Genomic DNA, 25981 nt, shown 5'->3' with positions numbered 1-25981 from the left:
CCTCCCGACAGGACGGGCGGCAGAATCAATCCCTGGATCTCCAGTCAGACGTTTGCCCGCAATTGAGCGGGTAAAACGCAATGTCATATTCAGCGATGACATAAAGGAGGTTCAACATGACATACCATGACAGCAATGACACCGAGAAAGAGGATGCCGCCTTCAGCGTGGCCTTGGGCTGGCTCGCAGCATTGGCCACGGTAATTGCCAGCATCGCCGGGGTGGTCAGTTTAGCTTGATGTCCATCCTTCTGGCTGGTTGCAACACGGAGGCGGTGAGAACCGCCTCTTTTCATTTCACGCGGCGACCTCCGGGGCGGAAAACATGCCAGGTTGGACAGGTCGCAACAGTAACCACTTCATCATCATTGACTTTGCCCGTATCCCTCCCTACAGTTCTTCCCGCTTGTGCGTCTGCCACAGCGTGACCGGCCGGCAAGCAGGCACCCCGTCAATGCGATACGGAGCGACCGGATGAAAAACCTCACATTGCTGCTGGTGCTGGTATCCGGCTTGCTGGCCGGATACCAGATCGGCGACTACCGCGGCAAGCACGCCCGCGAAGCTCTGCAACAGGCGATCGAAACCGGCAAGAGCCTGGATCTTGAACGCCGGACTGCACTCACCCGGCTCGAACACCAACTGGACGACATCAACGCCAACCACCGGCAGCAACTCGAAGCGATACGCCGCAACAGCGCCAACAGGGAAGCCGCATGGCATCGCGCCCGCAACGAACTGGGCGAACAGGCCACACGCTCGAAAGCACAACTCGCCGCAACCGACTCAAGACTGGAAGCCCTTACCGCCAGGCGCAATTCTGCAACCGGCGATGAGCAAGCCAGCCTCGATCAGCAGATCGCGCGCCTGCAACAGGAGCGCAACGAGCTGCGCAGCGAAATCGAGGGCAATGCATGCCTGCAAACCAGGGTACCGCATGGCGTAGCCGAGGCATTGAACGAAACCGCGGCAAACGGAGGCTGACGATGAATACACCACACACCAGGCGCTTTACCCTGCTGGCCAGCCTGTTCCTCTGTGCTTGCCAGGCCGTGCCCGTCGTCCCGCATGCCCTCAATTGCAACGTGGATGCGGCACTGCTCGACAGCACTTGCGCGCCCCCCAGACCGATCGCCAACGATGCCACCTACGCAGCGCTGGTCGACACCATGCAGGCCGATCGCAAGGCGCTGCAGGAGTGCGGCAGCACGACGGACGCACTGATTGCAGCCATCAAGCGCTGCAATCAGGCGACCGCCGCATACAACGACAGGATCGACGCCCTCAACAAAGCGCATTAGCCCGCCAACTTAGCCCTTGCGTGCAATGGGAACAGCCTGCCTTGCAATACCCATTTCCAGTGCAATCAGGGATTCCACTAATTCCCGCACCCCGCTGTTTTCTTAACGTTTTTTTGACAACACTGCTGATAGGATTACCGTCAATAAAAGCAAAGTTGTCGACGAAGAAAATTCGATCCGCAATGTGCAGGAACACGGCAGCAATTCATTGAGCGGCCGTGCTTTTGAATGTTAAAACCATTAGGGGAGTTGATACATGATGAATTACATCCTGGCAGCAGTACTGGCACTGGCGTCGGCGAATGCGATGGCCGATCGTGAAGTATCCGGCACGAACGGAAACAAGAAAGGCAGCAGCGAAGCCGAAGCTTGCGCCGCCGCCAAAGAGGATATCCTGGACAAGAGGACCTACAACGAACAAGTGGCAAAGTACATGCCGTGCAATTGCAAACAGAACGAAAAAGGGAACTGGTCCTGCACCGTCAATGCGACGCTGCAGAAAGTCCGCTAACCGTTCCTCTGACTCCGGCAAAGGCGACACCAGTCGCCTTTTCTTTGGACTCCCTGACGCACCTGTCGCAATGCCACTCATTCCCGGCATATCCGGGGCATATGGCAAGACCGGGCACGTGAATGCAAAGCAGGAGCATCGACTGTTGCAGAAGGCCAGAAGACTTGACGATCTGGCAAAAATATCGCGAAACGTTATCGACGATTTCTCTTCGGGTGATTGAGTGTCAGAACAGTACAAACGGATGATTGAGAACGCCCGCGACGGCTGCTGGTTGGTGGACCTGCAGGGCAGACTGCTGCATGCCAACCACATCTATGCGGCGATGTCCGGCTATTCGATCGACGAACTGGCAAACATCCACGTCACTGAGCTCGATGCGCAAGACGACCCACAGAAAGTGACAGCCCGCATCGAACGGGTGCTTACTCATGGTTATGACCGTTTCAGATCTCGGCATCGCCATAAAAACGGTCACCTTTTCGAAGTCGATGTGGCCATCAATCTCATACCTGACGCGAATCACTTTCTTGTTTCCCTTCGCGATATCTCCGAACAGATCAAATACGAGCAGGCTCTGCGCGAAAGCGAAGAAAAATACCGCCTGTTATTCGAGAACGCAGGCGACCTTGCCTACGGTACCGACCTGAACGGCGCATTTACCGCCGTCAGCGAATCGCTGCTGACCGTCACCGGCTACACGCGGGAAGAACTGATCCATGCCCCCATCAGCAAACTGCTGACACCAAAGAACTTGGAGCTGGCGCGCAGCATGACCGCAACCAAGCTCGCCGCGGAAAAACAGGTGACCCGCTACGAACTGGAGATCACCGACAAACAGGGGCGCCAGATACCGCTGGAACTCGTCACCACCCTGACCTACCGCGATGGCGTGCCGGTCGGCGTGCAAGGCATCGGTCGCGACATCAGCGAACGCAAGCGCCTGGAGAACGACATGCGCCTCGCCGCTGCCGCCTTCGAATCCCAGGAACCCATCGTCATCACCGACGCCAACAGCGTGATCCAGCGGATCAACAAGGCCTTCACCGAATCCACCGGCTACACCGCCGAAGAAGCGATCGGCAAGACGCCGCGCATACTCAAATCCGGCCTTCACGACGAATTTTTCTACCGTGCGATGTGGGAAAGCATCAATGAGACCGGAACCTGGCAAGGAGAGATCTGGGACCGGCGCAAGAACGGGGAGGTTTATCCCAAGCTGCTCACCGTCTCCGCTGTGAAAGGAACGGACGGCATCGTCACCCATTATGTCGGCTCGCACATCGACATCACCGAACGCAAGGTGGCCGAAGAGCGGATACGCCAACTGGCATTCCACGACCCGCTCACCCGCCTGCCGAACCGACAGCTGCTGCTCGACCGCCTGCAGCACTCGCTGGTCACCAATGCCCGCAACGGCAACAAAGGTGCCTTGCTGTTCATCGACATGGACAACTTCAAGAACCTCAACGACACGCTGGGACACGCCATGGGCGACCTGCTGCTGCAACAGGCCACCGACCGGTTGACCTCCTGCGTGCGCGAGGGCGACACGGTCGCCCGCCTGGGCGGCGACGAATTTGTGGTGATGCTGGAAGATCTGAGCAACCAGACCATCGAGGCCGCCGAACAGGCCGAAGCGGTGGGAGAGAAAATCCTGGCCACACTGAGCCAGCCATACCAGCTGGGTGCGCACACCTTCCGCAGCTCGGGAAGTATCGGTGCAACCATATTCAGCGGTGACCACCAGGACACTGAGGAACTGCTGAAACAGGCCGACATCGCCATGTACCAGGCCAAGAAGGCTGGCCGCAACACGCTGCGTTTCTTCGACCACAGGATGCAGCACACCATCAACACTCGCGCCGCGCTGGAAGGCGAATTGCACAGAGCACTCGATCAGCGACAGTTCGAACTGTATTACCAGATCCAGGTAGACCGCGACGACCGCATTCTCGGCGCCGAGGCGCTGATCCGCTGGAACCATCCGCTGCGCGGGCTGGTATCCCCTGCCGAATTCATCCCTCTGGCGGAAGAGACTGGACTGATCCAGCACATCGGTAACTGGGTACTGGAAACCGCCTGCGCGCAGCTCAAGGCCTGGGCGCACGACGCACACACACGCCACCTCGTGCTGGCGGTGAACATCAGCGCACGACAATTCCACCAGGCCGATTTCGCCGACCAGGTACGCGCAGCGGTGCAGCGCAACGCCATCGATTCGAACCTGCTCAAGCTGGAGTTGACTGAGAGCCTGCTGCTGGAGAACATCGACGACACCATCGCCACCATGAACGCACTGAAGGCTACCGGCGTCCAGCTCTCGCTGGACGACTTCGGCACCGGCTATTCTTCCCTGCAATACCTCAAACTGCTGCCGCTGGACCAGATCAAGATCGACCGCTCCTTCGTGCGTGACATCGCCACCGACGCCAACGATGCGGCCATCGTGCAGACCATCATCGCCATGGCCGAGACCCTGGGCCTGGACGTGATCGCCGAAGGCGTCGAGACCGAAGAGCAGCTGGAATTCCTCGACCTGCGCGGCTGCCATACCTACCAGGGATACCTGTTCGGCAAACCGGTACCGGCTGCAGAATTCATGTTGGCCCCGGTTTCGGCATGACCATTCATATAAGAGGGATACTAAAAACAGCTATACCTCATTGACACCGCGCGAACGCGTCCCATAAAGTTCGCCCCACCTTGCAAATCCGCCGCAAGTACATCGCACCCACGGTGCGGGACAGGCGGCGGAATCCCCGCAGAGGCCAGAGGGAGGTTGGCAGCAGCCATGCGGCCATTGCAAAGCAGCACGCCTCGATCCAACAACTAAAACATCGATATCTCAGGAAGGGAAACATGAAAAGAATCATCGCAATTTCGATCTTGTGCGCATCCGTCATGCCTGCAGCACACGCTGAAGAACAGGCAGAGAACTACGTCGGCGTATCGGCCAGCAAGCTCATCGCTACGCCCTCCAGCACCGGCGCCGGGGTCGTGCTCGGGCACCGCTACAACGAACACCTGGCTGCCGAAATCGCCTATGAAGACTCCGGCGCACTGAGTGCCGCTCCGGACAGGACCACCGCCCTCTCCGTCGCCGTCCTCGGCTTCGTGCCGCTGTATGGCGAGTTCGAGGGCTTTGCCCGCGTCGGCTATGCCTCCGCGCATTCCAAGGATGCCACCGGCGTCACTGCCAACCACGGCGATGTCACCTATGGCGCCGGCATCGAGTATCACCTGAACGACAAATACTCGGTCGATCTGGGCTGGAACCGTCTGCGCATCGGCGACAACGTCGGCATCCCGCGCGGCAACGAGAACTCCTATGTGCTGACCGTATTGCGCAGTTTCTAAGGCAACAACGATCCAGACAAGGCGACCATCCGGTCGCCTTTTTCTTTTCCCTTGAAACCGCGACATCGCCCCCGCTACAGCATATCCGCCTTGCGGCACATCACCTGTCGGGGTCGTTGACAGCCGCCGAACAAGTCCCATACAGTTCGCCCGGACAACAGCTTCACGCAGCCCTCGCCTACCCAACTCCACATGCAAAAGGAAATCGACAATGTATAACCTCTTCAAACCCGAACAACCCGTCGGCCTGATGGACTTCGTGCGCGCCGCCAAATCCTGCATCACCGAGATCACGCCGGCCGAGCTGAAGGCCAGGCTGGATGCCAGGGAAGACCTGTTGCTGGTCGACGTGCGCGAGGCTGCCGAGTTCGAGCATGGCCATATCGAAGGCGCCCATCTCGTCCCGCGCGGCATCATCGAAGCCGCTGCCGACACCAGCTACCCGAAGCACTACGCGCCGCTATCCGGCGCACGCGACCGGCAGATCGTCGTCTACTGCGCCACCAGCGGGCGTTCCGCGATGGCCGGCGCCGTGCTGCAAATGATGGGCTATAAAAAGGTGATCAACCTGGCCGGCGGCATCACGCGCTGGGAAGCCGAAGGCATGCCGCAAGTACGCGAAGCGGAGTATTGAATCAGGATTCGACCATTCCCGGAGAAATATCGCATCCAGAAAGCCAGTTCAACAAAGGGAAGCAACCATGCCCAGTGATTCATCAGCCCCACAAAAGAACGAGAATCATCAGTCTGTGATAAGGTTGGTACTCATCCTGATCGGGGCGGTATTCTTCATCGAACTCATTGTCATGGACCTGGTGCTTTCGTTCACGCACCTGTCCAAACTGGGCGAATCCCTGCTGGACGCCACGCTGCTGTCCCTGCTGCTGTTCCCCATCTTCTACTTTCTGATCTTTCGCCCCCTGGTCCGGAATATCGCCGAGCGCAAGCGGATCGAGGCGGACTTGCGCATCGCCGCCGTTGCTTTCGAGATCAAGGATCCAAGCCTGATCACCGATGCACAGGCCAACATCATCCGCGCCAACCAGAAATTCCTGGACAAGACCGGCTATCGCCTTGAAGAGATCGTCGGCAGGAATCCCCGCATCTTCAAATCCGGCATGCACGACAAGAAATATTACGAAAGGCTTTGGAAGCAACTGCTGGAGGACGGCAGCTGGAGCGGCGAGATCCGCATCCGCACCAGGGAGAATCGCATCCTGCATCCATTCTGGCTGACCATCACCGCCGTCAAGAACGATCGGCAGGAAACGACGCATTACATCGGCATCTACAATTTCTGAGAATCGACCGGAGTCGCTTAATTCAATCGAGCCGCGTTAAGCATCCATAAAAAAGAGTGGGCCCAGACGACCCACTCTTTATCGAACAAAAACCAAAATTACTGCGCTACCCGCTCTACCGAGTTGATTTCCACACGGCGGTTCTGCGCCCGACCGGCTGCCGTATTGTTGTCGCCAACCGGGTTTGCCGACCCCTTGCCCGAAGTTGAAATACGTCCGGCATCGACGCCTTTGTTGACCAGGTATGCTTTAACGGCTTCCGCACGCTGCGCGGAAAGCGTCTGATTGGCTGCTTCGCTTCCCCGGTTATCGGTATATCCCACGATCGCCAGATTGGCCTCCTTGTATTTCGCTGCGAATTCGACAACCGTATCCAGCTGCCTGAACGCAGCCGGTTTCAGGATCGCAGAACCCGAAGCAAAGTTGGCACCCTCAATCGTAATGGGCTTATCGGTGAAGATGGTCTTCGGCCCTGGTGCCGGGGCGGCTTCGGCAACGACCGGCGCAGGCGCTGGTGCAACTGCCTTGGGAGGCGCTGCCACGCGCTCGCTTGCCGTAACGCCATCGCATCCCGGCACCGCCATGGCAGGTGTCCAGGAGCCCGTATGCCAGCAGTCGCCATAATTATCCCTGACGATCACTCCGGATGAATTCACCACATATCCATCAGGGGCTGATGTTGCGGAAATTGCCTGCGTACTGAACATTGCGGATAAGGCAATGCACGAATAGAGCGCCACTGAGATTGTCTTCATTATTATTTCCTTTCAAAAGTTGACGAACACAAGGCTGCAACTTCATGCAACGAAGGCCAGGCGGGCAAGAAGCGGCAGCATCCAGAACTTCTGAGTTGCCAGTCGACATCGCGGACAGGAACTATCGAACATCACCTGAATGCAACGATACCCACATGGCAAGCAAGATACAAGCGCAACAAGATAGCTGGTTTGGCGGGACAAGGCAGTTCAGCCATGAATGAATCATTGCCGCAGCAAACACAACTCAGATGCGGCTCACCAACTCGACAGCGGCAACTTCATTGACACCACCCGCGCGACTCACATAAAGTTCGTCGCACTGCAGATCCGCCACACGCGCATCGCACTGCATGCATGATGCGCGGCCCGCAGCGGAATCCCCGGAACAGCAAGCTGGAGCAATCAAAGATGCCCGTGCAACAAGCTGCCTCGCCAAAAACACCACTTATCCCAAAGGGGAAGCAATGAAACAGATATCCTTTTCGCGCTTCAGGAAAAACCCGATGTCATTACCTGCCGACTGCGCACCAGAACCATGGAAATGAAGAAGATCAACTCCGGCAAACTGCGCGCCATCGGCTACGACGCGCGCTCACGCATGCTGCAGGTACAGCTCGATAACGGCGAAACGCTGCAATATAGCAACGTCGCAGAAGACCTATGGCGCAGGCTCGCCGGTTCTGCCTCGGCCTGGAGCATCTACCGCGACAATATCGAAGAACAATACACAGTGAAGCGGGTCGGCGCAGCCAACCCCACGGGCAAGAATCCGCTCGACGAACTGTTCAAATAAGCCGGGCGATGACCATGACTGAATACAACATCAGCGCAGACCAGCCCGTCGTCGAAGTGCTGCACCATGGCAATCCCGTCATCATTCGGCGCGAAGAAAATCCGTCCGCCACGATCCGCCCCGAATACGCAATCACCGCGCGCAAATGCCCGCCCTACTGCATCCAGCCGATGCAACTGGCACCGGGCGTGGAAACGCTGGGCGAACTGGAAGTGCTGGACTGCCTGAAGCGCATACGCAAAGGCGACAGCAGCCTGATCGTCGTCGATTCACGCACGCCGGACTGGTATGCCAAGGGCACCATCCCCGGTGCGGTGAATGTGCCTTATGCGCAGAATATGGCGGGCCAGGCCACCGACCTGCCCGGCGTGAAGCAGACACTGACCGAATTGTTCGGCGCCAAGGAAGCAGGCGGCGCTGGCGATTTCAGCACCGCCCGCACCTTGGCGATCTTTTGCAATGGCCCGTGGTGCGGCCAGACGCCGAACTACATCCGCACCCTGCTCTCGCTCCGCTACCCGGCCAACAAGCTGAAGTGGTACCGCGGCGGCATGCAGGACTGGTGCTCGCTGGGCCTGACCGTCGTCTGATCATTCGCCTCCGCTCACCGACAAGACAATAAAAAAGCGACCATCAAGCCGCTTTTTTACTACCCCAACCACTGGATTCCGGCCTGCACCCGCAATGGGTACGTCGTGGTTGTAAGAGACTAAAGCCCCAACAACACACGCAGCACCGGAATGGCGCGATTACCCCACCCACTTCCGCGCATTCTGGAACATGCGCAGCCATGCGCCGTTCTCCTGCCATTCCTTCGGATACCAAGAATTCTGCACAGCGCGGAACACGCGCTCCGGATGCGGCATCATGATGCTGAAGCGGCCGTCCGGCGTGGTGAGGCCGGTGATGCCCTGCGGCGAGCCGTTGGGGTTGAGCGGATAGGTGGTGGTCGCCTTGCCGTAGTGGTCGACATAGCGCAGCGAGACCAAGGGTTGCGCAGCATGCAGCCGCTTGGTGTTGCCGAAGTCGGCATAGCCTTCGCCGTGCGCGACGACGATGGGCATGCGGCTGCCGGCCATGCCGTCGAACAGGATGGAAGGCGATTGCTGCACTTCCACCATCACAAAGCGCGCTTCGAACTGCTCGGACTGGTTGCGCGCGAAGTGCGCCCAGTTTTCCGCGCCGGGGATGATCTCGTGCAGGTTGCTCATCATCTGGCAGCCGTTGCACACGCCGAGCGCGAAGGTGTCGTTGCGCTTGAAGAAAGCTTCGAACTCGTCGCGCGCACGCGGGTTGAACAGGATGGATTTCGCCCAGCCCTCGCCCGCGCCCAGCACGTCGCCGTAGGAGAAGCCGCCGCAGGCGACCACGCCCTTGAAGTCGGCCAACTGCACGCGGCCGCTGATGATGTCGCTCATGTGCACGTCCACGGCATGGAAGCCGGCGCGGACGAATGCGGCGGCCATCTCGACGTGGCCGTTGACGCCCTGCTCGCGCAGGATGGCCATCCTGGGGCGGGTCTTCAGCAAGGCGGGCGCGACGCTCTCGTTGAGGTCGTAGGTCAGCTTCACATGCAGGCCGGGGTCTTTGGCATCCAGCGTGCGGTCGAATTCCTGTTGTGCGCAGGCCGGGTTGTCGCGCAGCTTCTGCATCTGGTAAGTGGTCTCGCTCCAGATGCGGCGCAGCGCGATGGCGTTCTCGCTGTAGAGCGTGTTCTTGCCGCGGGTGATATTGATCATCCCCGTGGTGTTGAGGCGCGCCACTTCGTGCACATTGCCCAAGCCTGCATCGTCGCACTGCACGAAGATGTCGGCCAGGTCGGCACGGCGCACCTGCACCAGCGCGCCGAGTTCTTCGTTGAACAGGATGCCGAGGTCGTCGCCCTTGCATTCGTCCAGGCGGATATCCAGGCCGATATGCGAGGCGAAGCTCATCTCGCACAGCGCCGCCAGCATGCCGCCGTCGGAACGGTCGTGGTAAGCCAGCAGCTTGCCTTCGCGGTTGAGATGCTGGATCAGGTTGAAGAAGGCCTTGAGCTGCTCTGCGCTATCCACGTCCGGCGCCACATCGCCCACCTGCTTGTACACCTGAGCCAGCGCCGAGCCGCCGAGACGGTTTTTGCCGTTACCCAAGTCGAACAGCAGCACCACGGTATCGGTATCGGCCATCAGTTGCGGGGTAAGCGTCTTGCGCGCATCGCTGCACGGGGCGAAGGCGGAGATGATGAGCGACAGGGGGGCGATCACTTCTTTCTTCATGCTCAGGTCGTTTTGGTTTCGACTAACCTGCTGCGCAGGTGAGTCTCCACCGAAACCACTTGGTTCGTCGAACCAAGTGGTTTTCATCGACATGGAATCCTTGCCCACCGGGATGCTGATGCCCAGTTGCGGGCACAGTTCCATGCCCACCGCCTTGACGGTGTCGAACAGAATCGCGTCTTCGCCGTGGTGGCCGGCGGCAGCCATCCAGTTGGCGGAGAGCTTGATGTCGCCGATCTTGTCGATCTGCGCGGCGGCGATGTTGGTGATCGCCTCGCCGATGGCCATGCGCCCGGAGGCCGGCCCATTGAGCACGGCGATGGGAGTACGCTCGCCGAGCGCGAAGGCTTCGGCCAGATGGGTGTTGTAGCCCATCAGCGTGACGGCCACATCGGCCACCGGCACTTGCCACGGGCCGACCATCTGGTCGCGCGCGGTCATGCCGCCCACGGTGCGGTCGCCGATGCTGATGAGGAAGGTCTTGTCGGCCACGCTGGGCAGGCGCAGCACGCGGGCGATAGCATCCTTCAGCACGATGTTGCCGGTGTCGAACTTCGGCAGCTTCACCTGCTCGCGCTGCACCTTGCGCGTCATCTTGGGCGGCTTGCCCAGCAGCACGGAGAGCGGCATGTCCACCGCGTTGTTGCCGAACTCTTCGTCATGCACTTCGAGGCGGTCTTCGCGGATGGCGTGGCCCAGCACGGCGAAGGGGCAGCGCTCGCGTTCGCACAGCTCCTTGAATTCCAGCACGCGCTCCACCGGGATGGCCAGCACGTAGCGCTCCTGCGCTTCGTTGCTCCAGATCTGCATCGGCGACATGCCGCGCTCTTCGTTCGGCACCGAACGCAGCTCGAAGTGCGCGCCCTTGCCGCCGCCATGCACCAGTTCCGGCAGCGCATTGGAGATGCCGCCCGCGCCGACGTCATGGATGGAGAGGATGGGGTTGTTGTCGCCCATCTGCCAGCAGCGGTCGATGACTTCCTGCGCGCGGCGCTGCATCTCGGGATTGCCGCGCTGCACCGAATCGAAATCGAGGTTTTCGGCATTGGCGCCGGTATCCATGCTGGATGCCGCACCGCCGCCCAGGCCGATCAGCATGCCGGGGCCGCCCAGCTGGATCAGCACGGCGCCTTCCGGCAGGTCGTGCTTGTGGGTGTGCTCGGCCTTGATGTTGCCGACGCCGCCGGCGAGCATGATGGGCTTGTGGTAGCCGCGCACTTCGCCGTTCACCTGCTCTTCGAAGGTGCGGAAGTACCCCGCCAGGTTGGGGCGGCCGAATTCGTTGTTGAAGGCGGCGCCGCCGAGCGGGCCGTCGATCATGATCTGCAGCGGCGAGGCGATGCGCCCGGGCTTGCCGCAGGGGTTGGCTTCCCAGGGCTGCTCGAAACCGGGGATGTTGAGGTTGGACACCGAGAACCCGGTCAATCCGGCCTTGGGCTTGGAGCCGGTGCCGGTGGCGCCTTCGTCGCGGATCTCGCCGCCGGAGCCGGTGGCCGCGCCGGCGAACGGCGCAATGGCAGTCGGGTGGTTATGCGTCTCCACCTTCATCAGGGTGTGGGTGAGTTCGCGGCTGAAGGCGTAGCTGCCGTCCCGGCGCGGGTAGAAGCGCTCGATCTCGGCGCCCTCGATGACCGAGGAATTGTCGGAATAGGCGACCACGGTGCCTTCGGGGTGCAGCTTGTGCGTGTTGCGGATCATGCCGAACAGCGAGATGCCCTGCTGCTCGTCGTCGATGATCCAGTCGGCGTTGAATATCTTGTGGCGGCAGTGCTCGGAATTGGCCTGCGCGAACATCATCAGTTCGACGTCGGTGGGATTGCGCCCGAGCTTGCCGAAGTTCTCCACCAGGTAGTCGATCTCGTCGGCGGAAAGCGCCAGGCCCAGTTCGCGGTTGGCGGCTTCCAGCGCAGCGCGGCCGGCGCGCAGGATGTCCACGCTGGTGAGCGGCTGCGGCGTGCCATGCTTGAAGATGCGCTCTTCGATGCCGGTTGCGTCGGCGATGACGGATTCGGTCATGCGGTCGTGCAGCAGCGGCAGCACGGCCTTCTGCTCCGCCTCGCTCAGCGGCTTGCCGCTCTTGTTCTTCAGGTAATACACCACACCGCGCTCGATGCGTTTCACTTGCGACAGGCTGCAGTGGCGGGCGATATCGGTGGCCTTGGACGACCAGGGCGAGATGGTGCCGAGGCGCGGGATGACCAGCAGCGTCTGCACCTTGCCATCGCCCTGCGGCGCGCCTGCGCCCTTGTCCAGCCCGAGCAGGCGGTCCAGCAGGCCGGCTTCGGCGGACGTCAGCTCGGCGGACAGTTCGGTGAAATAGCAGTGGCGGGTGTCTTCGAGGGCGATGCCGGATTTCGTGGCATCCAGCGCGGCGCGCAGCTTGTCGAGACGGAAGGAAGAGAGGGCAGCTTTACCTATCGAGGTGCGGAACATGGCGAGATAGCGCGATGAAATAACGAGGCCGGATTATACTATGCGCACCCATTTAACCTAAGCAGTCGGCACCTGAAACATGCCTGACGAAACCCGAGAGCCCCCTTATGCCCACAGCCCGCCCCGCCACAATCACCCGGAAACAGGTCGCCGCCTTCCTCAAGCCCCGCCCCAAGGACAGCCACAAGGGCCAGTTCGGCACCGTCACGGTGATCGGCGGAGCCAATGGCATGGTGGGGGCCGCGATCCTGGCCGGACGAGCGGCATTCAAGATGGGCGCCGGATGCGTACACATCGGCCTGCTGGCGGACAAGATGCCGCTGGTGGACATGCGGATGCCGGAACTGATGCTGCACCCGGCCGCCGAGGCGCTGAGGACGGCCAAACCGGACGTCTTGCTCATCGGCTGCGGCCTCGGCCAGAGCCTGCCCGCGCAGAAACTGCTGTACGACGCGCTGTTGCTGGACGTGGCGCTGGTGCTGGACGCCGACGCGCTCAATATCATCGCCCAGCGCCCCGACCTGCGCGGCATGCTGCACGGCCGCAAGGCCCCCGCCGTGTTCACCCCGCACCCGGGTGAGGCCGCGCGCCTGCTGGGCTGCGGCATAGAAGACATCCAGGGCGACCGCCCGCGTGCGGCGCTAAGCCTGGCGCAGCGGCTGGGCGGCAGCGTGGTGCTGAAAGGCGCAGGCAGCCTGTGCGCCACGCGCGACGGCAAGCTGCATATCAACCGGACCGGCAACCCCGGCATGAGCAGCGCGGGCATGGGCGATGTGCTGGCCGGCATGATCGCGGCGTTCATCGCACAGGGGCTGGAGACGGACCAGGCGCTGCTGCTCGGCGTGCATCTGCACGGCGCGGCAGGCGACGAGCTGGACCAGCAGCAGGCCATGCTCGGCATGAGCGCCACCGAAGTCACCGAATGGGCGCGCTGGCTGTTGAACCGCATGGCACCGCGCTGATACATGGGTAGCCTCCTCTACCGCTATCTGATCGTCGTCGTGGCCTGCATCTCGCTGCTGGCCGGGCTGCAGGTGCCCAACTTCATCGACCAGTACCAGAAACGCGTCGATGCGCACCTGCGCGAGGTAAACATCAATTTGCAGCCATACCAGGAGATCGCCAACAAGTATTTCGGCGGCGACCTCGACAAGCTGATCGAGCTGCATCGCAACAGCGGCGAAAAGCCGTTCCAGGAAGAAGGCATGGCGATAGCCAAGATGGTGCAGCGCAAACAGCGTTTCGAGACCGACCTGGCGGCACTGAACGCCAGCCTGCCGCAGAAGGCGTTGAACGTGCTGCTGCACGGCGACCGCGAAATGATCGACGAGGCGCTGGGGCAATACAGCTATGCCGTGCCGCTGAACCAGGATGCGCTGGCATTCGGTGCCGGCGCCGCCATCGCCATCCTGCTGCTGGTGGAGATGCTGCTGGCGCTGGCACGCTACACGGTCAGGAAACTGTTCCGTCCCTCACATCCACTTTCATCGACCTGAACACCATGACTTACCCCATCGACATCAGTGAGGAAGGCGGTGTCCGCTTCCTGCATTTCGGCTCGCTCTGGATACAGGGCGCGATGCGCATCGCGCGGCCCTGGCACCTGGAGCTGGACTACACCAGGGAAATGATGGCCAGCCTGCTGCTGCGCGACGATTCGCGCTTCCCGCGCAAGGTGCTGCTGATCGGCCTCGGCGCGGCCTCGCTCACCAAGTTCCTGTACCGCAACTATCCGCTGGCCAAGCTGACCGTGGTGGAGATCGAGCCGCGCGTGGTGGCAGCGGCGCGGCAGTTCTTCAAGTTGCCGGAAGACCCGAAGCGGCTCAACATCGTGATCGGCGACGGTGCCCGCTTCGTCGCCGAGAACGACAAGACTTATGACCTGATCCTGGTAGACGGCTTCGACGAGAATGCGCGCCCCGGCGAGCTGGATACGCTGCCGTTCTACCAGCTGTGCCGCGCGCGGCTGAACGACGATGGCGTGATGGCGGTGAACCTGCTGGGTCGCAGCCGCGGCTACGCCACCAGCCTGGAACGCCTGCGCGACGCCTTCGACACGCGTGCACTGGCCTTCCCTTCCTGCGAGAGCGGCAACGTGATCGCACTGGCGGCGACGGGCGCCCCCATCCGCATCGGGCTGGACGACCTCAAGGAACAGGCCCATGCCCTGAAGGACAACACCGGCCTCAACCTGCTGCCGACCCTGGCGCGCATCGAACAGTCGCAGAGCTGTCCGGGCGGCGTGTTCTGTCTTTGAAACAATCGGGGCGGATACTGCGCTTCGCCGGCGTTTAGGTTTAGAATCCGGCGCAGGAGAACGGGATGCCTCGCCCTGTGAGGTTCATTTTGTGAAAGGTATGCATCATGGCCACATCCAGATCCACCACCGCAAAGAAGCCTGTCGCCACCAAACCCGCAACCGGGAAGACGACTGTGGCAGGCACCGGCAAGGGCAGCGCAAAAACAGCGACCGCCAGAACCGCGACCACGAAGAAGCCCGCAACGACCGTCAAGAAATCCGCCGCCGGCACCAGCAAACCCTCGGCCGCAGTGAAGAAAGCCGCACCGCGCGCCAAGGCCGCCCCGGCCAGGGGTGCGGCACCGACGCCGGAACAGCGTTACCGGATGATCCAGGATGCGGCGTATTTCATCGCCGAGAAGAACGGTTTCGCCAGCGGTGCGATGGATTACTGGATCGCGGCGGAAGCCCAGATCGATGCCCAGTTGTCGGGCAAGGGCAAGTAGTTATTTGCCTGCGGTGGCCTTGAACTCGACCGCATAACGCACATAGTGCAGTTGCAGCTGTTCCGCGTCGATGGCGGCGATCAGCCGATCCGCCTGTTCCGCTTCAAGGATGAACTCGACCGCAACCGCCAGTTCGCCCGCCAGCTCGAAGAAGGTCTCGTCGTGCATGTGGCGGTGCCGCCCGTATCCCGCGATGGCGCGGAAAGCCGAACCACCGGGCAATTCCAGCTGTTGCGCCAGGCGCAGCAGCCATTCATGCATCAATTCGCTGTGGTGATGCTGTCTTTCGCTGACATAGAACCTGATCACGACGGTCTGCATGTTGCCCTCCCCTTGTCCTATTGCTGTACCCATTTGAACGTATGCATCCCCAGTATCGTCATCAGCAGCGAGCCGCCCAGGTGCGCCGCAATGATCGTCGTACCCCAGGCATATTGCCCGCGCATCAGCAACGTGACGGTCTCGGCCGAGAAGGTGGAAAAGGTGGTCAGTCCGCCGAGAAAGCCGGTGATGGCGAACAGCCGCCATTCCGGCGACAGATTCGGGTAGTGCATGAAGAAGGCGACTGCCAGGCCAACCAGGTAGCCGCCGATGAGGTTGGCTGCCAGTGTCCCCAGCGGCAATTCCGGCAGCAGCGGGTTGAGCAACAACCCCAGGCCCCAGCGCAGCCAGGCACCAATGGCAGCTCCCAGTCCGATGGCGAAGAAGGCGTAAAGTGTCATGGCTCAGATTGTAGCAGGGGGAACGATGCCGCGCAGTTTGAAACAGCGCATGTTCGGCGTACCGTCCAGTTCATACTCGTTGAACTCGCGACAGGGGGTGGGACGGTTCTCGTAGATGGCACAGGAGACCTGTTTGCCCACCTCGCCGCGCAACGCCACGCAGCGGGGCGGATAGCTGTTGGTGCCCTTCATGCATACCATGTGCTGGTGCACCTTCTCGGTGTATTCGAGCGGGACGTAACCGCCCGGCGCCTCGCTGGATTCGCCCCAGTAGAACGAAATGCGGTAATGGGCGCAGCAGGCGCCGCAGCTTAAACAAGGATTCGCTTCACTCATGATCTGCTTTTACAAGCGATGACAGCCATCAGCTTACAATTTCGCCCCACAGATCATGCTCATCCGAATCGGTGATCCTCACGGTGACGAACTCGCCGACTTCCAGCTCTGCGCCGTTGATGTACACCAGCCCGTCGATCTCCGGCGCATCGGCGGCGCTGCGCGCCACCGAGCCCTCTTCATCCACATCGTCCACCAGCACGGTCATGGTCTGGCCGACCTTCCTTGCCAGCTTCTCGGCACTGATCTCTTCCTGCAGGTACATCAGGCGCGCCAGGCGGTCTTCCTGCACATCCGGGTCGACGTGCTCGGCCAGCGCGTTCGCTGCGGCACCTTCCACTGGCGAATACTTGAACGCGCCGACGCGGTCGAGCTGCGCTTCCTCGATGAAATCGAGCAGCTCTTCGAACTCCTCTTCCGTCTCGCCGGGGAAGCCGACGATGAAGGTGCTGCGCAACACGATGTCGGGGCAGGTCTCGCGCCATTGCTTGATGCGCTTGAGCACGTTCTCGCTGCTGGCCGGGCGCTTCATCAGTTTGAGGATGCGTTCGTTGGCATGCTGGAACGGGATGTCGAGGTACGGCAGTATCTTGCCTTCGGCCATCAGCGGGATGACCTCGTCCACACTGGGATAGGGATAGACGTAATGCAGGCGGGTCCATACGCCTAGGCTGCCGAGCGCACCCGCCAGTTCGGTCATGCGCGTCTTCAGCGGCTTGCCGTTCCAGAAACCGGTACGGTATTTCACGTCCACGCCGTAGGCCGAGGTGTCCTGCGAGATGACCAGCAGCTCCTTCACGCCGGACTCGACCAGTTTCTCCGCCTCGGCCATGACTTCATGAATCGGTCGGCTCACCAGGTCGCCACGCAGGCTGGGAATGATGCAGAAGGTGCAGCGATGGTTGCAGCCTTCGGAAATCTTCAGGTAGGCGAAGTGCTGCGGGGTGAGGCGCACCCCTTGCGGCGGCACCAGGTCGACGTAGGGATCGTGCAATCTGGGCAGGTGCTGGTGTACGGCGTTCATCACCGCATCGGTCTCGTGCGGCCCGGTGACGGCGAGTACCTTGGGGTGCGTCTGCTGCACGATGTCGCCCTTGGCGCCGAGGCAGCCGGTGACGATGACCTTTCCGTTCTCCTGCAGCGCTTCGCCGATGGCATCCAGCGATTCCGCCACCGCGCTGTCGATGAAGCCGCAGGTGTTGACCACCACCAGATCGGCCTCCTGGTAGCTCGGCGTGATGATGTAGCCCTCCGCCCGCATGCGCGTGAGGATGTGCTCGGAATCGACCGTCGCCTTGGGGCAACCGAGCGAGACAAAACCGATCTGGGGTGCTGTTTTTTTGGAAGTCATCGAATCAACCTGCAATCAGAAAATTGGCCGTGGCCACCGTGGTGATACCCGCCGCGATGAGCACCACCTGCTGTACGGTATCGCGCATGCGCGTGCGCTTGTGCAGGCCGGGAATCAGGTCGGCCACCGCGATGTAGATCAGGCTGGCCGCCGCCAATGCCAGCAGCGTCGGCACGACGGACTGCATGCCCTGCAGGGTGACATAGGCCAGCACCCCGCCGACCAGGGTGGCGAAACTGGAAATGAGGTTGAGCTGGAAGGCGCGCCGCCTGGAATAGCCGGAATTGAGCAGCACAGCGAAGTCGCCCACTTCCTGCGGGATCTCGTGCGCGATGATGGCCAGCGCGGTAACGATGCCGAGCTGCACGTCGACCATGAAGGCGGCCGCGATGATGATGCCGTCGATGAAGTTGTGGAAGGTGTCGCCGACGATGATCATGGCGCCACTGCGGCCATGGTCGTTCTCGCTGTGTTCGTGCGGCTCGTGCGCCTCGCAATGCTCATGGTGGCAATGACGCCAGATCAGCACCTTCTCCAGCGTGAAGAACAGCAGGATGCCCAGCAGCACGGTGGCGCTGACCGCGGTGATATTGGTCGTGAGATGCAGCGCCTCGGGCAGGATATCCAGGAACACCGCTCCCAGCAGGGCGCCGATGGCGTAACTCACCAGGGCGCCCAGATATTGCGCACGTGCATTGAGTACGAACAGCGCAGCGGCCAGCACGCTCAACAGGCCGCCCAGCAGGCTGGTGACGATGATCCACGCCAAGATACTCATGCTTGAAAACCGGAATTAAGACAGGGCGCGGATTATACCCAGTATCAATGCCTGGCGCTGAATTCCGGCTCCTTGTTGTAGTACTGGAAGCTTTCGCGCATACGCCTGGATATCTCGGTCGATACCTGTTCGAAGGCGACACCGCAGACGTATTTGTCGCCTTCTTTGCGTTGCCAGCTGATCTTGCCCCGCAGGTTGACCGGTTGCTGGCTCTCGTATTCCCTGAGGTTCTCTTGCGGCAGGTACAGCTGCATCTCGACCGGCTTGTTCTTCTGCAGCTCCTTGTTCATCTGCAGGCGGATACCGGTCATGCTGAAATCCAGGCTGCAGCATTCCTCCGACTGCTCTCCCTGCCGCACCTGCACCAGCAGGCGGTTCGCCGCCCGCGGGAAAGTGCGCTTTTCGTGCTGGGAGGGCGGGATGACCTGTACGTGATCGAAATTGAATTCGGCCATCAGCTGGTTGAGCTTGCCGGTGACCTTGTGCAGGCCGTCGCCGATGATGGCCGTCGTCTCCACCTTGTCCGAGCTTTCGTGCAGGGTGGAGAACAGCTCTTCCAGCGTCTTGCGCAGCACATCCACATTGCGTATCTGCGCCCCGCTCTCTTCCGAAATGCTGCTGTTCGCGCTGGCCGTTTCCGCGATCTCCGCAGAAATATGCTCGATCACCGCCGCCGTCTCGCCGGCCAGCTTCTGGTTCTCATGCACCTTGCCCACCACCACGCTCATCGAGGTGGTCACTTCTTGCACCTTGCCCGACAGCTGAGCGATGATGTTCGATATCTCGTCCGCCGATTGCGTGGTGCGCTCCGCCAGCTTGCGCACCTCGTCCGCCACCACGGCAAAGCCGCGTCCCTGCTCACCAGCGCGCGCCGCCTCGATCGCTGCGTTCAAGGCCAGCAGATTGGTCTGCCCGGCGATGTCCTGGATCGTGGTGATGATGTCATGGATCAGGGTGGCGGATCTCTCCAGTTCGGCGATCTTGGTGGCCGCCTGGTTCACTTCCTGCACCGTGTTCTCCATCTCGGAGATGTTCTTCTGCACGGTATTGATGCCCTCGCGCGCCTCGGCTTCCGTTTCCTGGGCCCTGACGGTCGCTTTCATAGTCTGCGCCTGCACGCTTTCCGAAATCTGGTGCAGTTGCCGGGTGGCATCGTTCACTTCTGCCGAACGGCTCTGTTCCTTGCGCCCGACCTCGGCGATCTCATGCGAAATCTTGGCGATCTGGAAGGCGGACTGTTCCATTTCCTTCCCGCTCTCGTCCACTTCGCGCATGATGTGGTTCAGCTTGGACAGGACGTCGTTGAAGCTCTTTTCCAACGTGCCGATCTCGTCGCGCGAACGGTTCTCCACGCCCTTGGTCAGATCGCCCGCTTCAACCGCCTTCAACGCATGGCACAGGGCCTGGATAGGCTTGACGAACAGGTTGGCGACGAAGGCAATGATGAAGAACTGCAGCAGGAATTCCAAGCCGGATTCCCAGAACGAATTGAAGATGTAGGAGGCATGATTGGCTTCGAGCTGCTGGATGACCTCCTGGTTGACGTTGCCTGCGCGAGCGATGTCGACCATTTTTCCCAGCTCGTGCGTGGCAAGCAGACGGTTATATACGGTGGTGATCATCGTCACCATGAAGAAGCCGATCTGCAGCTTCCAGCGTATGCTGAGCGAGTTGTACCAATTTCTCATTCCATTCCTCCGGGGAGACTGCGCACATCAATATAAATACGCAGTCGGCACGTCTATGACGACATCTGCGCGAAGAACTTTAGACCTGATCGATATATCCGGCAAAAATAAGGACTTAACGAGCGCCCCGGAAGGGCTCAATGCCCCAGCGGAACGTCGCGCGTCTCCGGCAGGAACAGCATGCCGATGACGGCGGCCACGAACAGCAAGCCGACCGGGTACCACAAGCCCGCCAGCGCATCGCCGGCCTGCACCGAGATCAGCGTCACCATGAACGGCGACAGCCCGCCGATCCAGCCCGCGCTGAGGTTATGCGGCAAGGCGGCGGCGGTATAGCGAGTCCGTGCCGTGAACAGTTCCGCCAGCACCGCCGTCTGCGGACCGGTGATCAGGGCAACGGCAATGACCGGAACGATGAGCAGCAGGAACAGCATGAACCGGTTCGCCTGCGCGCTGTCGGCCTGCTCCACCCAGCCCTTGGCCTTCAAGGCGGCGATCAGTTCGACCGGCTGGAAACCGGCGACTTCGCTGCCGCCGATACTGGCGACGACGCCCTGCCCCGCACGCGGCCCGCGCAGGTCGTAGGAGACGCCGTTCTTGGTGAGGAACTCCTGGTCACGTTCGCAATCGTTGGCCGCCCGGCGGAATGGACTGTAGCCGCAATCCGCCCCGTACAGCGACACGACGATCTCCTGCCTGAAGCGCTCCTGTGCCGGATTGCCGTAGTGCTGCAGGGCCTTGAACACCGGCATGATGGTGGTGGCCCCCAGGATCAGCCCGGCCAGCAGGATCGGCCTGCGCCCCATCCTGTCCGACAGCCAGCCGGCCAGGATGGTGAACGGAAACAGCAGCAGCGTGCTGCTCATCACCAGCGTGCTGGCGAGTTGCGCATCCAGCCGCACCACGCTCTTCAGGAACACGTTGGCATATACCTGCGAGGAAAAGAACAGCAGCGAACCGCCTGCGGAGATGCAGAAAAACAGCAGCGCCATGCGCCCCAGGGTGCGGCGGTCGCTCAGGCATTCGCGCAGCGGCGCCTTGGACACCGCCCCGGCCGCCTGCAGCTCGCGAAATACCGGCGACTCTTCCAGGCTCATGCGGCTCCTGATGGAAATGAACAGCAGCACGGCGGAGAACAGGAACGGGATGCGCCAGCCCCAGGCATTGAATGCCGCGTCGTCGAGAAACTGGTGCAGCAGCACGATCTGCAGGGTGGAGACCAGGATGCCCAGCGGCCCCATCAGTTGCAGCACGCTGGTGTACATGCCGCGCTTGCCGTGCGGCGCATGTTCGGTCAGGTACACCGCGACGCCGCCGATCTCACCCCCGACCGCCAAGCCCTGCAACAGGCGCAACAACAGCAACAGCAGGGGTGCCAGCAGGCCGATTGACGCATAGGTCGGCAGCAGTCCGACCAGGAAGGTCGTCACCCCCATCAGCGCAATGGTGGCGATGAAAACGGGACGGCGGCCGTATTTGTCGGCCAGCGAGCCAAACAGCGCCGAGCCCAGCGGTCGTACCACCATGCCGACGCCGAAAGTCGCCAGGCTCATCAGCAGCGCTGCGGTCGGGTTCTCCGGTGGGAAAAACAGCACGCTGAAATACGTCGCCAGCGAAGCGAAGGTCAGGAAGTCGTACCACTCGAGAAAGGTGCCGAAGCAGGCAGCGATGACGACTTTGCGTTGGACGGCGGAAATATCCATGAGGGCGGAAGTGGGCAGTCAGGCAAGCCAGATGAACGTGCCCATGCGCCCGGTCACGCCGTCGCGTCGATAGGAGAAGAACTTGTCCCGCTGGTGGAAGGTGCAGTAATTGCCGCCATGGATGCGTTCGATGCCGAGCATATGCAGGCGCTGGCGTGCCAGCAGATAGATGTCGGCATGGTATTTTCCATCATTCCCGTGCGCGATGAAGGCCTCGGCTGCTTGCGCCTGGTGGCCGACAAAAGCGGCGCGTACCTCGGCCCCCACCTCGAAGGCTTCCTGCCCGATGGCCGGCCCGAACCAGGCCAGCAGTTTCTGCGGCGCAACCTCCATCGCCCTGACCGTGGCTTCGATGACGCCGGCTGCCAGGCCCTTCCAGCCTGCATGCACCGCACCGACCACGGTACCCGCTTCATCGCACATCAACACCGGCAGACAATCCGCCGTCATCACCACGCACACCGAGCCGCGTTGCCTGGCGATGCAGGCATCGGCCTGTACGCGACAGGCAGCCGCATCGGCATTCGCCACGACGGTGCCGTGCACCTGTTCCAGCCACACCGGCTCGCTCGGCATGAACGGCGCCAGCGACTGGCGGTTGCGGTTCACGCGCACGGAATCATCGCCGACATGCAGGCCCAGATTGAGCGTGTCGTAGGGGGTGGCACTGACACCGCCCAAGCGGGTGGTCTGCAAGGCCTTGACGTTCGCCGGTGCAGGCCAGTTCGGCGTGATGCAATGATCAAGCAATCCCATGGCTGGCCTCGTCGATCTGATCCAGCAACTGTTCCATGTCTTCCGGCAGCGGCACCTCCCACTCCATGCGCTCACCCGTCACCGGATGTTCCAGTGCCAGCCTGGTGGCATGCAGCGCCTGGCGCGGAAAACCGTTCAGCAATTCGCGCAGTGCCGGTATGCATTTCTGTCCGCCTTTCTGGTAGACCGCATCGCCGACCAGCGGATGCCCGATATAGGTCATGTGCACGCGGATCTGGTGGGTGCGGCCGGTTTCGAGGCGGCAGCGCACCAGGGTGCAGCTGGGGAAATTGGCTTCCACGCTGTAGTGGGTGATGGCTTCCTTGCCGTTTTCGATGGCGGCCATCCTGGTGCGCTGCGAGGGATGCCGGCCGATCGGGATGTTGATGGTGTTATCGTAATCCAGCTCGCCCCACACCAGCGCCAGGTATTCGCGCTTCACGCTGCGCGCCTGCATCTGCCGCACCAGTGCGGTCTGCGCAACGAGGGTCTTGGCGACCACCATCAAACCGCTGGTATCCTTGTCCAGGCGGTGCACGATACCTGCGCGCGGCACATTGGCCAGCTCGGGTGCATGATGCAGCAAGGCGTTGAGCAGCGTCCCTTCCCAGTTGCCGCTGCCCGGATGCACCACGAGGCCGACCGGCTTGTTGATGACCAGGATGGCATCGTCCTCATAGACGATTTCCAGCGGGATATCTTCAGCCCGATAGGGCTGCTCGGAGGGATGTATCTGCGGTGTCACGCAGATGTTTTCGCCGCCCCACACTTTCTGCTTGATGCTGCCCGCCTTGCCGTTGACCGTGACCAGGCCCTGTTCTATCCAATCCTGCAGGCGACTGCGCGAGTACTCCGGCAGCAGCTTGACCAGCGCCTGATCGAGGCGCAAACCGCCATGTTCCATCGGGACACACATCTCAAGCAGGCCGGCAGAGTCGTCGTCTTTGCTATAATCGGGGAAATCTTCTTCGGGTTCTATCATGCGACATAGTTTAGCTGTTTTCTTCCTGCTCACGTTAGCTGCTTGCAGTTCCGATGCGCCCAAAACCGACGAGATGAAGAACTTCACCGCCGACGAGATCTACGCCAAGGCGCAAGAGTCGATGCAGGACAACAACTACGAAAAAGCGGTCAAGCAGTTCGAAACGCTGCAATCGCGCTACCCGTATGGCCGTTATGCGCAACAGGCGCAGATGGAAATCGCCTATGCCTATTACAAGCATAGCGAACCGGCGCCGGCACTCGCCGCCCTGGATCAATTCGCGAAACTCTACCCGATGAGCCCGCACATGGATTATGTGCTGTACCTCAAGGGCCTGATCAACTTCAACGAGAACATCAACAGCCTCTTCGGCACCTTGTTCAAGCAGGATCCGTCGGAACGCGATCCGGCCGCCCTGCGCGATTCCTTCAATTCCTTCAAGGAACTGGTGACGCGCTTCCCGGACAGCAAATACACGCCGGATGCCCGGATCCGCATGCAATACCTGCTGATCACGCTTGCCAACTCGGAGATCCATATCGCCGATTATTATCTGCGTCGCGGCGCCTATGTTGCCGCGGCAAACCGTGCCAAGGGCGTATTGACCGACTTCCCGCAAACACCGCAGACGCGCGATGCATTGCAGATCCTGGTGCAAGCCTACGACGCTATGGGAATGCAAGACTTGCGCGACGATGCACAGCGTGTGCTCGCGCTCAATATCGCGAAAGACGGGGCCCAGCATCCTGCGATCAAGGAAACGCCGCTGAACACCTCACCGTGGTGGAAGTTCTGGGAATGATAGCGTGAAGTTCTGCTCGGAATGCGGCGCCCCCGTCGAACTGTCATTGCCGCAGGACGACCACCGCGAACGTCACGTCTGCACCGTCTGCAACACCATCCACTACCAGAATCCCAAGCTCATTGTCGGGGCCATACCGGAATGGGAAGATGGGCGCATCCTGCTCTGCCGACGTGCCATCGAGCCGCGCCATGGCCTATGGACACTGCCGGCAGGATTCATGGAGAACGGCGAGACCACCGCCCAGGCTGCTGTGCGCGAAACACTGGAAGAAGCCAATGCCCATATCGAGATAATCCAACTCTATGCGATGTACAACTTGCCCTACATCAACCAGGTGCAACTGCTGTACCGCGCGAAACTGCGCGATCTGGATTTCTCGCCGGGAGTGGAAAGCCTGGAAGTCCAGCTATTCGCAGAAGACCGGATCCCCTGGGATACACTGTCTTTCCGGCCGATACGCTATACCCTGGAACACTACTTTGCCGACCGCAAGCGCGGAGAATTCATCTTCCGCAACACCGATCTGACTCCTCCGGCGCGCTGATTCACGCCTGCCACACACCGTAGCCCGCCTCGCGCAAACCGATCGCCAGCTCCACCTCCATATCGCGCGCACCGTCGTAGGGCAAGGGGTTATAAACTTCGTAGAGTTCGGGCAACAAACGCAACCCGAAGAGCCTGACGTATCGGTTGGACTGGATACCGGCCTTATGTTTATCAAAGCGGATGTCCGGGTCCAGCCCGGTCATACCGACATAGACACAGGGCTTTCCGACAACATAACCAGGATTGCATTTCCTGAACCGTCCTTCAGAAAGCACGTCTTTCGACAACTCGATGACATAGACATGGTAATGGTCGCGGCGTCCCATAGGTGCGGGCTGACGTGATACGCGCAATCCGCACGAACACTACGACAGCTTCAACTGTGCCTTCGATTTCCTGCCTGGCGTCGCAGGAGGAATATATCCGGAAATCCGGCAGCGTATACCCTCGATCTTTTTACCTTTCTCGAACCTGATCGAGAGACACGACATCACTTCACCTTTGGCAGTCAGTTCAGACAGATAGATACGCGTCTTGGCCAACGGGATTCCAGTCGCCTTGGATATCTCGGTATCAAGGCGTTCACCGCGCGTTTTAAGGTATTGAAGTATTTCATTCATAATTAATAAATAAAGACACCCGACGTTAAAATGACAAGAGGCGGTTCACACCGCCCCCTGCCTTACACTACCTTCCGAGAATCAGACTTCAGGCGAGACCAGCCCACGCAGCGATCGATGCAGCTGCTGCCGCAAGCCAACCGAAAGCCATATTGAAATCTGCTTCTTGGTTTCCAAAATTGCTGCCAGTTTTGTCGCTCATTCTGAATCTCCTTAATAATTGAACTACCATCAC

28 protein-coding genes are annotated in these 25981 nt (G+C 60.8%); 16 read left to right on the top strand and 12 right to left on the bottom strand.

Annotation, left to right across the window (positions count from 1 at the left end):
- Positions 1 to 116 precede the first annotated feature (116 nt).
- From L6418_RS13445 to L6418_RS05185, 8 genes are all read left to right on the top strand, one after another.
- Entirely contained in the window at positions 117 to 239 is a 123-nt protein-coding gene (locus L6418_RS13445; protein ID WP_269807828.1) for a hypothetical protein, read from the top strand.
- Between the two features lie 234 nt (positions 240 to 473).
- Positions 474 to 983: a hypothetical protein gene (locus L6418_RS05215; protein ID WP_237248419.1), complete on the top strand. Its 510-nt coding sequence runs from the start codon at positions 474 to 476 to the stop codon at positions 981 to 983.
- Between the two features lie 2 nt (positions 984 to 985).
- A complete protein-coding gene (locus L6418_RS05210; protein WP_237248418.1) occupies positions 986 to 1300 on the top strand; it encodes a hypothetical protein in 315 nt (104 codons plus the stop codon).
- A 256-nt stretch (positions 1301 to 1556) separates the two neighbouring features.
- Positions 1557 to 1811: a hypothetical protein gene (locus L6418_RS05205; protein WP_237248417.1), complete on the top strand. Its 255-nt coding sequence runs from the start codon at positions 1557 to 1559 to the stop codon at positions 1809 to 1811.
- Between the two features lie 223 nt (positions 1812 to 2034).
- On the top strand, positions 2035 to 4437 hold the full coding sequence (locus L6418_RS05200; RefSeq protein ID WP_269807827.1) for an EAL domain-containing protein: 2403 nt from the start codon (positions 2035 to 2037) through the stop codon (positions 4435 to 4437).
- Between the two features lie 236 nt (positions 4438 to 4673).
- Positions 4674 to 5171, top strand: coding sequence for an outer membrane beta-barrel protein (locus L6418_RS05195; RefSeq protein WP_237248415.1), 498 nt, complete (start codon positions 4674 to 4676; stop codon positions 5169 to 5171).
- A 211-nt stretch (positions 5172 to 5382) separates the two neighbouring features.
- Positions 5383 to 5805: a rhodanese-like domain-containing protein gene (locus L6418_RS05190; RefSeq protein WP_237248414.1), complete on the top strand. Its 423-nt coding sequence runs from the start codon at positions 5383 to 5385 to the stop codon at positions 5803 to 5805.
- A gap of 115 nt (positions 5806 to 5920) precedes the next feature.
- On the top strand, positions 5921 to 6472 hold the full coding sequence (locus L6418_RS05185; RefSeq protein ID WP_237248413.1) for a PAS domain-containing protein: 552 nt from the start codon (positions 5921 to 5923) through the stop codon (positions 6470 to 6472).
- Between the two features lie 98 nt (positions 6473 to 6570).
- Here the strand turns inward: L6418_RS05185 and L6418_RS05180 are convergent, their stop codons facing one another.
- Complete coding sequence (locus L6418_RS05180; RefSeq protein WP_237248412.1) at positions 6571 to 7212, bottom strand: OmpA family protein; 642 nt, start codon at positions 7210 to 7212, stop codon at positions 6571 to 6573.
- A gap of 559 nt (positions 7213 to 7771) precedes the next feature.
- Here L6418_RS05180 and L6418_RS05175 point away from each other — a divergent pair.
- Together L6418_RS05175 and L6418_RS05170 are read left to right on the top strand one after the other, a co-directional pair.
- Positions 7772 to 8023 (top strand): KTSC domain-containing protein, encoded by a 252-nt coding sequence (locus L6418_RS05175; RefSeq protein WP_237248411.1) that lies wholly within the window; start codon positions 7772 to 7774, stop codon positions 8021 to 8023.
- A gap of 14 nt (positions 8024 to 8037) precedes the next feature.
- The gene (locus L6418_RS05170) at positions 8038 to 8613 is read left to right on the top strand and encodes a rhodanese-like domain-containing protein (RefSeq protein ID WP_237248410.1); all 576 of its coding nucleotides are present in this window, start codon (positions 8038 to 8040) and stop codon (positions 8611 to 8613) included.
- A gap of 159 nt (positions 8614 to 8772) precedes the next feature.
- On the opposite strand, the gene purL is transcribed toward L6418_RS05170, so the two are convergent.
- Positions 8773 to 12714, bottom strand: a complete 3942-nt coding sequence (gene purL / locus L6418_RS05165; protein WP_237248409.1) for a phosphoribosylformylglycinamidine synthase — start codon at positions 12712 to 12714, stop codon at positions 8773 to 8775.
- 107 nt (positions 12715 to 12821) lie between these two features.
- On the opposite strand from purL, the gene L6418_RS05160 reads away from it, so the two are divergent.
- The 4 genes from L6418_RS05160 (at position 12822) to L6418_RS05145 (ending at position 15459) form a co-directional block, all read left to right on the top strand.
- Entirely contained in the window at positions 12822 to 13676 is an 855-nt protein-coding gene (locus L6418_RS05160; protein ID WP_237248408.1) for an NAD(P)H-hydrate dehydratase, read from the top strand.
- Between the two features lie 3 nt (positions 13677 to 13679).
- On the top strand, positions 13680 to 14210 hold the full coding sequence (locus tag L6418_RS05155; protein ID WP_237248407.1) for a DUF2937 family protein: 531 nt from the start codon (positions 13680 to 13682) through the stop codon (positions 14208 to 14210).
- A 5-nt stretch (positions 14211 to 14215) separates the two neighbouring features.
- Positions 14216 to 14971 (top strand): fused MFS/spermidine synthase, encoded by a 756-nt coding sequence (locus L6418_RS05150; RefSeq protein ID WP_237248406.1) that lies wholly within the window; start codon positions 14216 to 14218, stop codon positions 14969 to 14971.
- Positions 14972 to 15078: 107 nt separating this feature from the next.
- Positions 15079 to 15459: a DUF2934 domain-containing protein gene (locus L6418_RS05145; RefSeq protein ID WP_237248405.1), complete on the top strand. Its 381-nt coding sequence runs from the start codon at positions 15079 to 15081 to the stop codon at positions 15457 to 15459.
- On the opposite strand, the gene L6418_RS05140 is transcribed toward L6418_RS05145, so the two are convergent.
- The 9 genes from L6418_RS05140 to rluD form a co-directional block, all read right to left on the bottom strand.
- Complete coding sequence (locus tag L6418_RS05140) at positions 15460 to 15780, bottom strand: DUF190 domain-containing protein (protein WP_237248404.1); 321 nt, start codon at positions 15778 to 15780, stop codon at positions 15460 to 15462. It abuts the gene before it with no gap.
- Between the two features lie 17 nt (positions 15781 to 15797).
- Positions 15798 to 16181, bottom strand: a complete 384-nt coding sequence (gene crcB, locus L6418_RS05135) for a fluoride efflux transporter CrcB (RefSeq protein WP_237248403.1) — start codon at positions 16179 to 16181, stop codon at positions 15798 to 15800.
- Positions 16182 to 16184: 3 nt separating this feature from the next.
- Positions 16185 to 16517, bottom strand: coding sequence for a YkgJ family cysteine cluster protein (locus tag L6418_RS05130; protein ID WP_237248402.1), 333 nt, complete (start codon positions 16515 to 16517; stop codon positions 16185 to 16187).
- Positions 16518 to 16545: 28 nt separating this feature from the next.
- Positions 16546 to 17868, bottom strand: coding sequence for a 30S ribosomal protein S12 methylthiotransferase RimO (rimO, locus tag L6418_RS05125; RefSeq protein ID WP_237248401.1), 1323 nt, complete (start codon positions 17866 to 17868; stop codon positions 16546 to 16548).
- Between the two features lie 4 nt (positions 17869 to 17872).
- Positions 17873 to 18646, bottom strand: coding sequence for a ZIP family metal transporter (locus L6418_RS05120; RefSeq protein WP_237248400.1), 774 nt, complete (start codon positions 18644 to 18646; stop codon positions 17873 to 17875).
- A gap of 44 nt (positions 18647 to 18690) precedes the next feature.
- On the bottom strand, positions 18691 to 20334 hold the full coding sequence (locus tag L6418_RS05115) for a methyl-accepting chemotaxis protein (RefSeq protein WP_237248399.1): 1644 nt from the start codon (positions 20332 to 20334) through the stop codon (positions 18691 to 18693).
- Positions 20335 to 20471: 137 nt separating this feature from the next.
- A complete protein-coding gene (locus tag L6418_RS05110; protein WP_237248398.1) occupies positions 20472 to 22037 on the bottom strand; it encodes an MFS transporter in 1566 nt (521 codons plus the stop codon).
- Between the two features lie 18 nt (positions 22038 to 22055).
- Positions 22056 to 22793 (bottom strand): peptidoglycan editing factor PgeF, encoded by a 738-nt coding sequence (gene pgeF / locus L6418_RS05105; RefSeq protein WP_237248397.1) that lies wholly within the window; start codon positions 22791 to 22793, stop codon positions 22056 to 22058.
- Entirely contained in the window at positions 22780 to 23775 is a 996-nt protein-coding gene (gene rluD, locus L6418_RS05100; RefSeq protein ID WP_237248396.1) for a 23S rRNA pseudouridine(1911/1915/1917) synthase RluD, read from the bottom strand. Before rluD ends, pgeF begins: the two co-directional genes overlap by 14 nt.
- On the opposite strand from rluD, the gene L6418_RS05095 reads away from it, so the two are divergent.
- Positions 23774 to 24577, top strand: a complete 804-nt coding sequence (locus tag L6418_RS05095) for an outer membrane protein assembly factor BamD (protein ID WP_237248395.1) — start codon at positions 23774 to 23776, stop codon at positions 24575 to 24577. The two genes, rluD and L6418_RS05095, sit on opposite strands and share 2 nt — an antisense overlap.
- Positions 24578 to 24581: 4 nt before the next feature.
- On the top strand, positions 24582 to 25124 hold the full coding sequence (locus tag L6418_RS05090; RefSeq protein ID WP_237248394.1) for an NUDIX hydrolase: 543 nt from the start codon (positions 24582 to 24584) through the stop codon (positions 25122 to 25124).
- 1 nt (position 25125) lies between these two features.
- On the opposite strand, the gene L6418_RS05085 is transcribed toward L6418_RS05090, so the two are convergent.
- Positions 25126 to 25452 (bottom strand): hypothetical protein, encoded by a 327-nt coding sequence (locus L6418_RS05085; protein ID WP_237248393.1) that lies wholly within the window; start codon positions 25450 to 25452, stop codon positions 25126 to 25128.
- Between the last annotated feature and the right edge of the window lie 529 nt (positions 25453 to 25981).

The sequence above is a fragment of the Sideroxyarcus emersonii genome (assembly GCF_021654335.1).
Classification (GTDB): domain Bacteria; phylum Pseudomonadota; class Gammaproteobacteria; order Burkholderiales; family Gallionellaceae; genus Sideroxyarcus; species Sideroxyarcus emersonii.
Note: the sequence above shows the minus strand (reverse complement) of the source record. Positions and strands in the feature narration are given on the sequence as shown.